Origin of the sequence: Lactobacillus sp. ESL0785, from assembly GCF_029395455.1 — a bacterium.
Taxonomy (GTDB): Bacteria; Bacillota; Bacilli; order Lactobacillales; family Lactobacillaceae; genus Lactobacillus.
Genome location: NZ_CP113916.1, coordinates 616441 through 630457 on the forward strand (window position 1 = coordinate 616441; position 14017 = coordinate 630457).

14 protein-coding genes are annotated in these 14017 nt (G+C 35.9%); 11 read left to right on the forward strand and 3 right to left on the reverse strand.

The features are described from left to right. Window positions 1-93: 93 nt before the first annotated feature. Window positions 94-1815, forward strand: coding sequence for an SH3-like domain-containing protein (locus tag OZY43_RS03055; RefSeq protein WP_277165846.1), 1722 nt, complete (start codon window positions 94-96; stop codon window positions 1813-1815). An 18-nt stretch (window positions 1816-1833) separates the two neighbouring features. On the opposite strand, the gene OZY43_RS03060 is transcribed toward OZY43_RS03055, so the two are convergent. Both OZY43_RS03060 and OZY43_RS03065 read right to left on the reverse strand, forming a co-directional pair. Continuing rightward, window positions 1834-2289: a Fur family transcriptional regulator gene (locus tag OZY43_RS03060; protein ID WP_277165849.1), complete on the reverse strand. Its 456-nt coding sequence runs from the start codon at window positions 2287-2289 to the stop codon at window positions 1834-1836. Window positions 2290-2390: 101 nt separating this feature from the next. Next, window positions 2391-3827, reverse strand: a complete 1437-nt coding sequence (locus tag OZY43_RS03065) for an amino acid permease (RefSeq protein ID WP_277165851.1) — start codon at window positions 3825-3827, stop codon at window positions 2391-2393. Window positions 3828-3993: 166 nt separating this feature from the next. Here OZY43_RS03065 and OZY43_RS03070 point away from each other — a divergent pair, with 166 nt between their 5' ends. The 7 genes from OZY43_RS03070 to OZY43_RS03100 all read left to right on the forward strand — a co-directional run bounded on the left by OZY43_RS03070 (window position 3994) and on the right by OZY43_RS03100 (window position 10982). Next, window positions 3994-5517 carry a bacterial Ig-like domain-containing protein gene (locus tag OZY43_RS03070; RefSeq protein WP_277165853.1) on the forward strand — a complete coding sequence of 508 codons (1524 nt, stop codon included), beginning with the start codon at window positions 3994-3996 and terminating at the stop codon, window positions 5515-5517. A 409-nt stretch (window positions 5518-5926) separates the two neighbouring features. Further along, window positions 5927-6958 carry a sugar-binding domain-containing protein gene (locus tag OZY43_RS03075; protein WP_277165855.1) on the forward strand — a complete coding sequence of 344 codons (1032 nt, stop codon included), beginning with the start codon at window positions 5927-5929 and terminating at the stop codon, window positions 6956-6958. Between the two features lie 63 nt (window positions 6959-7021). Then, window positions 7022-8038, forward strand: coding sequence for a type I glyceraldehyde-3-phosphate dehydrogenase (gap, locus tag OZY43_RS03080; protein ID WP_277152174.1), 1017 nt, complete (start codon window positions 7022-7024; stop codon window positions 8036-8038). 104 nt (window positions 8039-8142) lie between these two features. After that, window positions 8143-9354, forward strand: coding sequence for a phosphoglycerate kinase (locus tag OZY43_RS03085; RefSeq protein WP_277165857.1), 1212 nt, complete (start codon window positions 8143-8145; stop codon window positions 9352-9354). A 20-nt stretch (window positions 9355-9374) separates the two neighbouring features. After that, window positions 9375-10130 carry a triose-phosphate isomerase gene (gene tpiA, locus OZY43_RS03090; RefSeq protein ID WP_277165859.1) on the forward strand — a complete coding sequence of 252 codons (756 nt, stop codon included), beginning with the start codon at window positions 9375-9377 and terminating at the stop codon, window positions 10128-10130. 96 nt (window positions 10131-10226) lie between these two features. Further along, window positions 10227-10520 (forward strand): type II toxin-antitoxin system Phd/YefM family antitoxin, encoded by a 294-nt coding sequence (locus OZY43_RS03095; protein WP_277165862.1) that lies wholly within the window; start codon window positions 10227-10229, stop codon window positions 10518-10520. Window positions 10521-10778: 258 nt separating this feature from the next. Continuing rightward, window positions 10779-10982: a hypothetical protein gene (locus OZY43_RS03100; RefSeq protein ID WP_277165864.1), complete on the forward strand. Its 204-nt coding sequence runs from the start codon at window positions 10779-10781 to the stop codon at window positions 10980-10982. Between the two features lie 79 nt (window positions 10983-11061). Here OZY43_RS03100 and OZY43_RS03105 read toward each other — a convergent pair whose 3' ends face one another. Then, window positions 11062-11949 carry an Rgg/GadR/MutR family transcriptional regulator gene (locus OZY43_RS03105; RefSeq protein ID WP_277165865.1) on the reverse strand — a complete coding sequence of 296 codons (888 nt, stop codon included), beginning with the start codon at window positions 11947-11949 and terminating at the stop codon, window positions 11062-11064. Window positions 11950-12185: 236 nt separating this feature from the next. Between OZY43_RS03105 and OZY43_RS03110 the strand changes: the two genes are divergently transcribed. From OZY43_RS03110 to OZY43_RS03120, 3 genes are all read left to right on the forward strand, one after another. Then, window positions 12186-12755, forward strand: coding sequence for a hypothetical protein (locus tag OZY43_RS03110; RefSeq protein WP_277165867.1), 570 nt, complete (start codon window positions 12186-12188; stop codon window positions 12753-12755). A 15-nt stretch (window positions 12756-12770) separates the two neighbouring features. Then, a complete protein-coding gene (locus OZY43_RS03115; RefSeq protein WP_277165869.1) occupies window positions 12771-13016 on the forward strand; it encodes a hypothetical protein in 246 nt (81 codons plus the stop codon). Window positions 13017-13630: 614 nt separating this feature from the next. After that, entirely contained in the window at window positions 13631-13969 is a 339-nt protein-coding gene (locus OZY43_RS03120) for a YxeA family protein (RefSeq protein ID WP_277165871.1), read from the forward strand. Window positions 13970-14017 lie beyond the last annotated feature (48 nt).

The window sequence follows — 14017 nt, forward strand, 5'->3', positions numbered from 1 at the left end:
GCTGTCAATGAAAGTGTATCAATTTTGTATTTTTTATTACAGACCTTTTACCTTATAATATAGAAATAAGGATTAATTTTGGAGGGAAAATTTTTGAAGCATTTAAAAAAAATAGCAACGATAATAACGACACTAATGGTTGCTTTAGCAGTTGCAACTAGCTCCTCTGCTACAGTAGCTGTGGCAGATACAACCAGCGCGACTAATGCGCCAGCTGCATCAAATAGTGATAATAGTGCTAATAATGCACAAGATAATAAGACTACTTCTACTTCCAGTACTGATAATTCAGCAACTGGTACCACTAATACCAGCGATACTACTCAGGGCGATCAAACAAAAATTAAAAAGCCTAAGCAGACAATTACTGGTTTTGCTATGATGACTAAGGTTGCTGGTGATAAAAACTATAAAGTATGGAAGAGTATTTCTAATGGTAAAGTTCATACTAAGGTAGCTGATGGCATCAATTTTCGTTACAATCACATTCAATCAGATCAATTGATCGAGACTAAAAAGGCGCGTTATTGGCGAATTTATGTTGATGGTCGGCAAGTAGGCTATGTCAATGAAAATTACTTTGCTAAGAATCAAATTTCTGTACCTAAGACTGTTACTTTGGTGCGCAATGACAACTATGATTTCTTTACCAAAGATGCTATTTCTTATGCGACTGATGAGACAGGGACAGTTGTTGCTAATGACCAGGTCAAGATTTCTAGAGATAATATTTTTTGTGACGTATCCAAAACTTATACAGTTAAGTATACTTATGGTAACGCTAGTGCCACTACTAAAGTAACTGTTAGAAAAAGTACAAATGAAGGTGTTGTCGACCCAGATCTTGTTTCAAATGTTACAGCACAACCGGGTACTAATGATTATAAAACGTGGAAAACCCACTATGGTTCTTCTATCAATTATATTAATCCTGATGAATATACGCCCGAAACAAGTGGTCGGACTTTGACTAGCGGCGATTTAACCTTGAAGACCAAGTTTTATCAACCGGTTCTATTAAGTGTTAAAGATCCTAATGATGATAACATTAACCGGGTTGGTCATATTCCAGAAGGTGTGACGGTTTCTGATGGTTGGGCTTATACAAGTCTGCTTAGTCATACTAATTTAATGTCTGGTCACATTGTTGGTTATGATTTGAATAAGCTTACTAGTCCGTATAATGCACAGCACTTATTGGATATGTCACAAAAGGATTTTAATAATTACGTCAAGCATATTAAGGTTAGTCCATACATTCCAATTGGTCATGGTCAGGCAATGGGTTCAAGTAAGAAGTATGTCTACGTCGTCAATAATGATCACTCTCAGTCACAAACAACTGATTCGGTTGAGTTAATCCAAATTCGTAAGAGTGATATGCAAATTAATAAAATTTGGACTTTTAAGACTTGGATCGGTGATAGCAGTAATACCTGTTACTTCCAAAATGGGGTTGTAATATCTGATACTGAGATGTATATGGTTTACCATGATACTAAGAATAATTGTTACGAATATTGGGAATTACAACGTACTGGTGATAATTGGTACCCAGCACTTGTTGGTAAGACAGACGGTAATTTTGTAAGTAATGGTGCACCAGTGCAGGGCTTTACTTATGATCCTGATAACAAGAATTTCTACTTAGCCTTTAATGATCTGATCTTCAAGCTTAGTCGCAGTGGTGCGATTAAGCAAGCATACCAATTCAATACAGGACGTGAGATTGAAGGCTTATCAGTTAGCGGCAAGCGGTTATACGTTAACTTGGCCCAGCGAGCAGAATTATTGGTAAGTATGCATATTAATTAGGATAAAAAATAAGAGCAATTAGCTCTTATTTTTTTGCGCTTTTTTCTGGCAGACAGGACACAGGCCAAAGATTTCTAAGTGACTAGCTGAGGTAATAAAATTAGTTTGCCTTTCCGCTTCAGTACGCATCTTATTTTCAATTGTTGTCAAATCTGGCTCGAAGACATCAGCAATTTTACCGCAGTTGGTACAGATAATATGAAAGTGCGGCTTAACAAAATAGTCATAATGTGAAGCATTATCGCCATTTTTAATTTCAATCACGATGCCTGCTGCAACTAATTTATTTAAAGTATTGTAAACAGTGGCTTTATAAGTTGGCTGTTCACCGCTGATTTCCTGATAAATTGTGGCAGCAGTGGGATGATTATGATGCGACATGAGATATATTAAAATTTTCAAGCGTGGTTTAGTTACTTTTAATTTGTATGTGTGCAATAAATTAGTTGCAGCTTTAAGATAGTTTGTACTCAAGATAGTAGGCTCCCAAATTCTTTTGTCTTTAGTGTATCACGATGCCCAGCAAAAAAGCCGTCAATTACTGACGACTTTTTTGGATCTTTAATTAATTTTTGTTATTGCAATTTTTTATCTTGATAATGTTTAATAGTTGGTAAAATTAAGCCTAACAGGAATAAAATTACCGGTGTGGCAATGTTTAATGCAAGTGTGAACGGGTCTGGTGAGTAGATACCCATTAAACAGCAGGCGATTGTCACAGCAAGACACCAAAATCCAGTAGTGTAGGCAAGACCTTGATGGGTTGTCATTTGGTAAGTGTCGCCAGTAATGAATTTCTTATATTGCTTCCGTAATGCGAGGTAGGCTGTGAACACCCATAAGTAACGCATTGGCATGATAATTGAATTTAACTTAACAAGTTGGGCCATTACGGCTTGAGCATTAGGCATTAAGGCTTGTAAAGCGATTAAGCCACCTGACAAAATAACAATCATCCAAATACCATTAATGTAAGCGCCATGTTTGTTAAGCTTAAGTAGTTTCTTAGGGATGAAATCCTTAGCTTCTTTACTACCCAGCAACATTCTTAGAGGTGCATCAATACTAATAACTAGAGTTGAAAATTGACCAATTACATTGCACCAAGAATAAATATAAAGGAAGAGATTACCAACATGATAGTAACTACCTAATTTTGCAAAGGCCATGTAAGGACCATTAGAAATATATTCGTCAAGGTGACCGCTGACAACTTTCGGGTCAAACATCATTGCCATGGCTAATGTTCCTAAAATTGCAGAAACCATAACCATTAAGGCTAATCCGATCATTGCCTTAGGGAAATTGTGCGTCGGATCCTTTAACTTATTAACATAAGGAGAAATCTTTTCTGCACCACCAACAGCAAAAACTAAAATTGATAGTGAAGTAAAATACTTCATATTAAAGGTTGGCAAGAAATTTTGCCAATTCCAACTAATGTTAAAGTAACCGGCATGTGGGTTAATTAACGGCGCAGCAAACATCATAATGACAAATAAAATTGACATAACAAACATTGATGTACCGGCAATTGTCGAAAGTGTCTTAATTACAGGTACCCCGCGAGTTGCTACCCAACAAAAGAAAAGAAAGACTACTAAGGTAGCAAGCTGTGTCCAAGCAGTCGGCAGACTATCATACCAATTAGTATTGCCGAAGATGCCCCAAGCCATCCCTCTTAAGCCACCGGTTCCTTTACTAGAAATGTAAACAATGTGAACAGCCCAGAAAGTCCAGCCAGCATAATAGGCCCATTTTGGTCCCATGGTGGCGTTGATCCATGATGCAACACCACCTTCAGAATCACGGAAAACAGATCCGAGTTCACCAACCATTAAGGCATAAGGAATAAAAAATAACAGAAAGATAACAATCCAGCTAAAAATTACTTTAGTGCCATCAAAATAGACAAAACCATTGACAACATTGCCGAAGCTCCAGACAATGGAAAAAGCCATTGCGGCCAAAGTCGGCCATAACATTTTTTTAGTGTTTTGTGATTCGTTCATAAATTTAGGTTCTCCCTTCAGATAATTATAATATTTCTATTGTACACTAGAATGTTTTTTTCGTCGCCTAGTTCTTTGAATAATTATATAACATTAGTAACTATTGTTATTACATTGTAAATGTGCAACACTATTTGTATATTTATTTTTGGAGAGTTGGAAAATTATGAACAGTTTAAGCAAAAAAAGTTTATTGCTAGTTAGCACACTTGCTGCAACTAGTCTTTTTGTTTGGGGTAATTATTCTCAGACTGCAGGACGTAGTTATCATAAGGCAGTAACTAAGATTGCTGGTTCGGGTAACTATACTATTTATCATCATGTGTCAAAGAAGGGTCCATCTGGCGGCTTTACGTCAACTAAATATTTTAAGCATGCAGATATTCAATCTAAGAGGTTGCTTGCTACACATCAAGGTAAGTATTGGCAGATAATTGTTGATGGGCGAACAGTTGGCTGGGTTAATCAACACTTTTTTGCTTGTGATAAGATTGCAGTAGCCAAAAAAGTTAGTTTGGTGCAGGATGCATCGAGTTTTAATACACGCGATGCGATCAGCTTTGCAACTGACAGTCAAGGGACTTCTGTTGATACCAGTAAGATTAAGGTGTCGAAGGCAAAAATAAATACTAGTTCTGCAGGAACAACGACTGTTAATTATCAATATGGTAAAGCCAAAGCTAGCGTTAATGTAACTGTGCGTGCAGATAAAGATGAAGGAATTGCTAGAGCTGACCAAACTCCTAAGAATGGGCCTAAGGCAGTTGCTACTTGGAAGGGTAGTTCAAAATCATCATCAAGAAACTGGAATGCCCGCCATCATTTTACCTCAGAAACTCGGTCGAATACTTTTAGAGCAAGCGACTTAACCTTGAAGACGGAATTATTCCAGCCGCGTTTTATTAGTCTTGACTACAATAAGGCAGCTGATCGGATGGGGCAAGTTGGTGTTATTCCTGAAGGCATCAGCGTGAAGAACAATCAGCTAACAGTGTCTGTCTTTAGCAGCAGTAGCGATCAGAGAGGCCACCTTGTTACTTATGAAATGGGTCATCTAAACAAGTATCGTGTGCAGAATTTGCAGAACTTGGGTTGGCCTACTTTTAAAAATTATGCCGCTCATATTAGAGTTAGCCCGTACATTAAATTAGGTCACGGTCAATCAATTGGTGCTACTAATAAGTATATTTATGTTATGGCTAATGATAATAAAGTCAAGAATGCCAGTGCATCTGAAGAAATTTTACAAGTTCGTAAATCAGACATGCAGATTAACAAGCTTTGGTCATTTAGAATTTCAAATGGTGGTTCACCGCGTTATATTCATAATGCGACCTTTGCCAATGATCATACAATGTACTGCCTGTTTCATAATGGCGGCAACAACCGATATGAATATTGGAAGGTAACACGTAATGGCGATACTTGGACTCCGGTTGAAGTCGGAGCAACTCAAAGTAACTTCATTAGCAATGGTTCTCCAGTTCAAGGCTTTGCATACGATGCCCGTCATGACCAATTCTATCTTGGCTTTAATGATTATCTTTTCCGTATAGCGAAGAATGGTAACTATCGTGGCAGTACTCATTTACATGTTAAGCGTGAAATTGAAGGCGTGTCAGTTTCGGGTAAAAAACTCTACGTTGAATTTGCTCAGCGTGGTGAGTTGACAGTTGGCAATACAAAATAAAATACAAAAAAAGCAGCTTCAGTTATGAAGCTGCTTTTTAATATGAGTTATGGGTCCCCTGAGAGTCGAACTCAGATTTTAAGAACCGGAATCTTACGTGCGATCCATTACACTAAGGACCCAATTAAGCACATCAATAAGTATACCAGAAAGAAACTAAAAATAAAAATATTTTTTACGTAATTTTTGTAAAACGTGCATGGTTATGCAAAAAGCTTGTACTTTATGACGTTTAATCATTAATGTTTTACTTGAATTATTTGCAAAGCCTTGTTATACTGAAAGTGTCGATTGAGGAATAGCAGATTTAAGAATGATAATCTACGGTTTCTCTTATATTTTTAGACAATCTGGGACATTTAGTGACACATGGTGGGTCAGTGAATGTCCCACTGAGGAGGAGAGAAAAATGTACTCGGAATTTCCTGTGCTTGGAGCTCTCGTTCCTGATATACTAAAGGTGTTTCGGCAGAGGTATCTTGTCTTAGAACAGATTTCACTTAATGCGCCAGTTGGACGCAGGAATGTTGCTCAAGCGTTAGGACTCTCTGAAAGAAATGTGCGCACAGAAACGGAATATCTTCGTGATCTGGGCTTGATAGAAATCAAAAGTTTCGGCATGTTTATGACAGAGAAGGGCAAGAAAGTTTTACAGGATGCAGCACCGCTGATTGATCAACATTTTAATGCTCGTCAGACAGAGATTGAGCTCGCACATTGCTTGGGAATTGAACGTACTATCATTGTTCCCGGCGATAGCGATTTGCAAGAGCGTGTTTATGAGCGGATGGGTGAGGAACTCAGTTCAGCTTTAAATTTGCTTTTACCGCTTGGGCACTCAATTATTACGGTATTAGGTGGTGCTGCACTTGCGAAGTCTGCTAAATACTTATCTAAGAATTTAGGTAATAATCGGCAGTTGGAATTTGTACCAGGACGTGGTGCTTTGGGCGAGAATGTCGCCATTCAAAGTAATACTATTGTGCAAGCAATGGCCGCAAAAACTGGCAGTAATTATAAGACTTTATATTTACCTGAACAAGTTTCAACAGAAGCATATAAGTCACTCATTAGAGAGTCAACTTTTGCAGATGTCTTAGAAGATATTTCGCAAAGTGATGCTGTTATTCATGGCATTGGGCTAGCTCATGATATGGCACGGCGCAGAGGATACGATTCAATTCGCTTGTCTGAATTGCGTGAGAAAAAAGTGGTCACCGAATGTTTCGGGTGTTTCTTCGATGACCAGGGAAAGATTGTCGACCGCGTGCAACAGGTTGGCCTGCAGTTTGAGAATCTAAATAAAATACCTCACATATTTGCCTTTGCTTGTGGCAGCCGTAAGGCGCGAGCTATCAAGGCTTATATGCCTAATGCTCCTCATCAAACCTGGTTAATTACTGATGAAGGAGCCTCAAATAAGATTTTAAAGGAGAAATAATTCTCATTTAAAATAAATTGGTGTTTACAATTCTTAAATAGTTCTTAAGGAGGACTTTAGAATATGACAGTTAAAATTGGTATTAACGGCTTTGGCCGTATTGGTCGTTTAGCATTTCGTCGCATTATGGACTTAGGCGAAAAGTCAAAGGATATCGAAGTTGTTGCAATTAACGACTTGACTACTCCTGCACTTTTGGCACACTTGTTGAAGTATGACTCAACTCATGGTACTTTTAACCACGAAGTTTCAGCTACTGAAGATTCAATCGTTGTTGACGGTAAGAAATACCGTGTATACGCAGAACCACAAGCACAAAACATTCCTTGGGTTAAGAATGATGGTGTTGACTTCGTTCTTGAATGTACTGGTTTCTACACTAGCAAGGCTAAGTCACAAGCTCACCTTGACGCTGGTGCAAAGAGAGTCTTGATTTCAGCACCTGCTGGCAACGACTTGAAGACTATTGTTTACTCAGTAAACGATGACACTTTGGACGCAAACGACAAGATCGTTTCAGCTGGTTCATGTACTACCAACTCATTGGCTCCAATGGTTGATGCTTTGCAAAAAGAATTTGGCATCAAGGTAGCTACAATGACTACTATCCACGCTTACACTTCAACTCAAATGATTTTGGATGGACCTGTTCGTGGTGGTAACATGCGTGCTGCTCGTGCTGCTGCAGCTAACATTATTCCTCACTCAACTGGTGCTGCTAAGGCTATTGGTCTTGTTGTTCCAGAATTGAACGGTAAAGTTAACGGTCACGCACAACGTGTTCCAGTTGTTGATGGTTCATTGACTGAATTAGTTTCAATCCTTGACAAGAAAGTTACTGCTGACGAAGTTAACGCTGCAGTTAAGAAGTATGAAAGTCCTTCATTTGCTTACAACGATGACGAAATCGTTTCAAGCGATGTTATCGGTATGACTGCTGGTGCCATCTATGACCCAACTCAAACTATGGTAACTACTGCTGGCGACAGCCAATTAGTTAAGACTGTTTCATGGTATGACAATGAATACTCATTCACTTGCCAAATGATTCGTACTTTGTTGAAATTTGCTACTCTTTAATCATAATTTTTGATTACTGCTAGATAGTAAAAGAGAAGGCGGAGGGAAATTCTTCCTTCCGCCTTTTTTTAAAAGAAAAATAATTAAGTTATCGGAGGATATAGATGGCTAAATTAATTATTTCCGACCTTGATGTTAAGGGTAAAAAAGTTTTAGTTCGGGTTGACTTCAATGTTCCGATTAAAGATGGTGTAATTGGTGATGATAATAGAATTGTTGCCGCATTGCCAACAATTAAATATATTATTGAACATGGTGGTAAGGCAATTTTGCTCAGTCACTTGGGCCGGGTTAAGTCAGATGATGATAAAAAAGAATTATCACTTAAACCCGTTGCTGAACGTTTGAGTGAACTCTTGAAGAAGCCTGTAACTTTTGTACCTGCAAATGAAGGTAAAGAAGTTGAAGACGCAATTAATAACATGCAAGATGGCGATGTTGATGTTCTTGAAAATACTCGTTTCCAAGATATTGATAATGACTTTGGCAAACGTGAATCTAAGAACGATCCTAAGCTTGGTGAATACTGGGCAAGTCTAGGCGATATGTATGTTAATGATGCCTTTGGTACCGCGCATAGAAGTCATGCTTCCAATGTCGGCATTGCTGAAGCAATGAAGAAGGCTGGTAAGCCTGCAGCAGCTGGCTACTTGATGGAAAAGGAAATTAAGTTCTTGGGTGATGCTGTTGCTAATCCAGTTCATCCATTTGTTACCATTTTGGGTGGTGCCAAAGTTTCTGACAAGATTGATGTTATTACCAACTTAATTCCTAAGTCAGACCACATTTTAATCGGTGGTGGGATGGCTTACACTTTCTTAGCTGCTCAAGGTCACAACATTGGTAAGTCATTGTTTGAACCAGACAAAGTTGACCTTGCTAAAAAGCTCTTAAAAGATGCTGACGGTAAGATTGTATTGCCAGTCGACAACTTAGCTGCAACGGAGTTTTCAAACGATGCTTCTCGTGAAGTTGTTGGTGATGATATTCCTGACAATATGATGGGACTTGATATTGGTCCTAAGACTGTTGAGAAGTTCAAGGAAATCTTGAAAGATGCCAAGACAGTTGTTTGGAACGGCCCAATGGGTGCTTTTGAAATGTCCAACTTTGCTAACGGTACTTTAGAGGTTGGTAAGGCATTAGCTGACTTGACTGACGCTACAACAATTATTGGTGGTGGTGACTCAACTGCTGCTGCTAAACAATTAGGAATTGCACCTAAGATTACCCACATCTCAACTGGTGGTGGTGCTTCTTTGCAATACCTTGAAGGCAAGGAATTACCAGGAATTGCCTGCATTTCAGACAAATAAATTAGGAAAGGACGTTATTAATGCGTACACCAATTATTGCTGGTAACTGGAAATTGCACATGAATCCAGAACAAACAACTGAATTTGTTGCTGCAGTTAAAGACAAGTTGCCAGAATCTACTAAAGTTGAAGCTTTGATTTGTGCTCCAGCTGTTGACCTTGAAAATTTAGCTCAAGCTGCTAAGGGTTCTAACTTAAAAGTCGGTGCAGAAAATGCTTACTTTGAAGATGAAGGTGCCTTCACTGGTGAAACTTCACCTAAAGTCTTAAAAGAAATGGGTATGGATTACTGCATTATCGGTCACTCAGAACGACGCGGATATTTCCACGAAACTGACGAAGATATTAACAAGAAGGCTAAGGCTTTACTTGCTAAAGGGATTACACCAATCATCTGTTGCGGCGAATCACTGGAGAAGCGTGAAGCTAATGAGCAAGAAGATTGGGTTGTTGGTCAAATTAAGGCTGCTTTGAAAGACTTGTCAGCTGATCAAGTTGCTAGTTTAGTAATTGCTTATGAACCAATCTGGGCAATTGGTACTGGTAAGACTGCTAGTTCAGACCAAGCCGAAGAAATGTGCAAGACAATTCGCGATACAGTTAAGGATCTTTATAATGAAGAAACTGCCGCTAATGTCCGCATTCAATACGGTGGTTCTGTTAACCCGGGTAATGTTAAGGAATTAATGGCTAAACCTGATATTGATGGTGGTTTAGTCGGCGGTGCCAGCCTGAAGCCAGATTCATTCTTGGCTTTGGTTAATTACCAAGACTAATAATATTTAAAAACCAGCTACTGCAAGTAAGCAGTGGCTGGTTTTTTAGTTTGTTTAAATGTACAAAAAATTGAAAACTGAAGATGAGGTGATTTTATGGAAACTTTAAATCAAACTTATTTTAGAAATAATATTAAGGCTTGCTTAGATCAAGTTGACGATCATGATGAAGTTATCTATATTACAAGACCTAAGAATAAAGCCGCTGTGGTGATTTCTGCTCAGAAGATGGCAGAGTTGGAATTAATGGAACAATATACTAAGGCTCCAGAAGGTTCGATTGATAAGGGAATTGCGGAAGATAAATTAATTCAAATGGGAGTGTTGCCAGAATCTCCTGAAGTCAACGACAATAATTGGGATGAATTTTGGAATCAATTTAAAAAATGAAAAAATTGGCATTTTATTACACAAATTAGTTTTAAAACCAGCTACTGCAATAAGCAGTGGCTGGTTTTTGGTTTCAGTTAGATTCATTCAAGTAAATCAGAATAACTAAAAAAGATTTTAATTGATTGATAAAATGGTAATAAATAAAATTAGTTGGAGCTAGTAATAATGGAAAAAAGCAAGACTACAATTAGAGAACAATTACTGACATAACGTGCTTAAAAGATTGGCTGGTTGATTGCGCTAGGTGAACTGGTAATGATTTTAGTTTTATCAATTTTCAAAAAGCTCGACTTAGGTGCTGGCGTTTTAGAATTACTCTTATTGAGCTTAACAGACTTGTTTACTACCCTTTTTCCAGAAGCGCCATATTGCTTTTATTATCAGCCCACTATTAGGTGTAGTGCTAGCCACAGTCATTTGTATCATTCTGTTTATTGGGATAATTTGGCTTTCGGGTAATATTATTTTTACAAAATAACAAAATATAAAAAGTTATATGCTATTACTAAGATAGTAGGTAACTTTTAGTTTGGAAAATTTAACTGTTTGATTTTTTTCTACTTTCAATCTTTTGTTTTAGGGGTTGACAATTTTGATATAAATATTTTTTAAGATCTTCCGCATATTCTGGCATTCCATTTGTTTTAATAGTTTTAATAACCCAAAAACAATATTCTAAATGATATTGTTTTTGGTCATAATGATAGGCAATTATGCTTTTGAAAAATTCAATCATATTTTTGTAAAAGAACAATTCTGGTCTTGTAGTTATTTGGGCAGCGCTATCAATGAAAAAATCAGTTTCTGAGTAATAATTATGTTCAATACATAGTCCTAAAATATTTGAAATAATTCCTAAAACAGAAATTTGCAATTTTTCTATTTTGAGAAATTTTTGAACAATATTCTTAGATATTATCAAGTTAGTCCGTAAAGGATAAAAATGCATACAGTCACAGTAAAGCTTTAAATTAAACTCATTAAAATTTTCAATATTAAAAAGAGTCGTCTCAATTTCAACTTTACTTATTTTATCGAGTTTATCAAAATTATTATTTACCAAGGCGATTAAAGAACTAATTAATATGAGCAATTCTTTTTTATTAGATAAATTAGAATTTACAACTTGTTTTTTTGCATTGATTAAGTTAGTTTCTGACTTTTGATAATATGAATTTATAATGTAATGATATAAATTCTTTTCTTTTTCATTTGATAGATAGTTATCTGAACTTAGCTTGTTTATAAATTCAATTACCGATATATGATTAAAATTAAGAAGATTAAGTAAATCTTCAAAGGATATTCGATGAACACCTCGTTCTACCTTGGCATAAAAAGATCTACTAATAATATTCCCTGACCATTTTTGTTGGGACTTTTTTTGTGCCATTCGGTATTTTTTAAGTAATTCACTAATTTCCATTTTAATTCCTTTTAAATACTACTTTATACTTATTATATCATAATTATAACTAAACTTATATTTTTATAGGTCGAATACGACCATTTTTAATTATTTTTATAAAACCGTTTTATTATAAATTTGTGAATTGAGAAAGGAGAAAATTAAAAGATTACATTATTTCATTGGGCAATTGTTGTATTGAATTTATAAATATTTAAAGAGCAATATTTTGTAAAGAAAGGTGGGGACTTATTATGAAGAAACTAAAGAATGCAAAAGTTGTAACTGCTTTGTCAGCTTGTTTAATTATGGGAAGTACAATTTTACCTGCAAGTACAACCTTTGCTGCAGAAATAGATAATCAACAATCGGTTGTTTCAAGTAGTAATACTGTTAAGCAAGATGTAACTAAAACTATTTCTAACAGAGAAATGTTTAAGTCACTTGAAGCTCAAGGTGTAGATGTTAAGGGGATTCTAGGTGAAAAAGGGTATCAAGAAGCCTTAGCTCAAGACCTTATGCGTCATGGTGGAACATATATTACGACCCATAAGCATGGCTTTACTATTTACTTAAATAGTGCAATAGTAAAAGTTCTGGTTTGGGGTGGTGCTACGGCAGCCAGTTCTGTTGTTGGATCATTATTGTCTTCAGTAGGCCTTGAGGGCTTAGGAGCAACTGCTATTACTCAAATTGTAAAATCAGTAATAAAAGGTTCTGCAAGTGAGGCATCAAAACGAGGAGTTTATGTCAGATTTAGTAATAGAGGTAGTTACGTCAGTTGGGGGTTACCAATAGATAGATTATTTGTGAATAACAGATAGAATGGAATGATTCAAATGAATACTATTAGAAATTATATTGCAAAAAATAGGCTAAAATATCTTGAAAAGCCTAAAAAACAGAAAAGATGGAATTTCATTTTTACTTTTATCTATTTTGGAATAATCACAGCAATTTGTCAGGCTTGGGGTAGTCAAATAACCGGATTACTGGAAAGTTTTTTGTTTGCTGTAATGGGTGGTATTGGCTATGTATTGCTTTTAAAAATTGCTGATCAGTTGTATCTTAAGTTTATTCAATAAATATTTATTTACAATTTTTAACATCGGTAGATAGAAGTATAGTTTGCTTCTATCTACTTTTTGATATTATTAGTATTATGGTATATATTAATTATATCTTTAATATATGGAGAATTACATACTGAGAAAAATCAAAATCTTTCTTTGTGCAATAATTGCAGTGACGATCGTTGCAATGTTATCAGAAAGGTTGCAATCGTATGACAATGAGTCCTTGCCAAATAATCCAACAATTATTGAAGTTGATGTTAAGCCTGTAAAGAAACACTATTAGTTTAACAATACAAATAAGAGTGGTACTAAGGCTATCTTTTTTGATAAATTAACTAAATTCGCCAAATCTAAAAATATTTCACTTAAGAAATTACATGTTAATAGTTTTAACAATTAAAAAAGCAAGGTAATCTATAACTTTAATTAAGAAGCAAAATGACTTTGGCAGCAATGCAATTGTGTTATTAAAATTGAAAATGATAAAATTTCACTGATAGAAAATACTAAATTATCTTTAGATTAAAACACATACTAGTTATTGACAATATATGATAGACATGCTATTTATATTCAATACTGTATTATTTATGCATAACACTAATTTTTTGCAGGAGACGAAAATGAAGCATATTGAAAAATTTTTCTTAAATAGTGTGATTGTCATCGTAGCCCTAATTGCATTTATCATGATAAGTCATATACCAATTGTGGATGAAGTCATTGATTACTTTAATCCGTTTATTTCAATGAGAACTGATTATGCTGAAGTGCCTCAGGGTACGCAAGATTACCGTAACATTCAGGCAGTTGATAAAGATGGGAATAAGTTACGGTATAAGCTTGAAAACTTTGGTGGTTATGATCCCAATCAAAAATATGTTGTTATTAAGCATAAGGGACAATTTGTAAAGCATATTGACTACATCCCAAAAAGTAAAATGCCAGTTAATGAAGACTAAATATAAAAATGCCAGATAGTTTTTAAAACTTATCTGGTATTTTTGATT

Bases quoted from the DNA above. Each gene is read 5' to 3' on its own strand.
- OZY43_RS03065 (WP_277165851.1), bottom strand. From the start codon at position 3,827: ATGAACGAATCACAAAACACTAAAAAAATGTTATGGCCGACTTTGGCC.
- OZY43_RS03070 (WP_277165853.1), top strand. From the start codon at position 3,994: ATGAACAGTTTAAGCAAAAAAAGTTTATTGCTAGTTAGCACACTTGCT.
- OZY43_RS03075 (WP_277165855.1), top strand. From the start codon at position 5,927: ATGTACTCGGAATTTCCTGTGCTTGGAGCTCTCGTTCCTGATATACTA.
- gap (WP_277152174.1), top strand. From the start codon at position 7,022: ATGACAGTTAAAATTGGTATTAACGGCTTTGGCCGTATTGGTCGTTTA.
- OZY43_RS03085 (WP_277165857.1), top strand. From the start codon at position 8,143: ATGGCTAAATTAATTATTTCCGACCTTGATGTTAAGGGTAAAAAAGTT.
- tpiA (WP_277165859.1), top strand. From the start codon at position 9,375: ATGCGTACACCAATTATTGCTGGTAACTGGAAATTGCACATGAATCCA.
- OZY43_RS03095 (WP_277165862.1), top strand. From the start codon at position 10,227: ATGGAAACTTTAAATCAAACTTATTTTAGAAATAATATTAAGGCTTGC.
- OZY43_RS03100 (WP_277165864.1), top strand. From the start codon at position 10,779: ATGATTTTAGTTTTATCAATTTTCAAAAAGCTCGACTTAGGTGCTGGC.
- OZY43_RS03105 (WP_277165865.1), bottom strand. From the start codon at position 11,949: ATGGAAATTAGTGAATTACTTAAAAAATACCGAATGGCACAAAAAAAG.
- OZY43_RS03110 (WP_277165867.1), top strand. From the start codon at position 12,186: ATGAAGAAACTAAAGAATGCAAAAGTTGTAACTGCTTTGTCAGCTTGT.
- OZY43_RS03115 (WP_277165869.1), top strand. From the start codon at position 12,771: ATGAATACTATTAGAAATTATATTGCAAAAAATAGGCTAAAATATCTT.
- OZY43_RS03120 (WP_277165871.1), top strand. From the start codon at position 13,631: ATGAAGCATATTGAAAAATTTTTCTTAAATAGTGTGATTGTCATCGTA.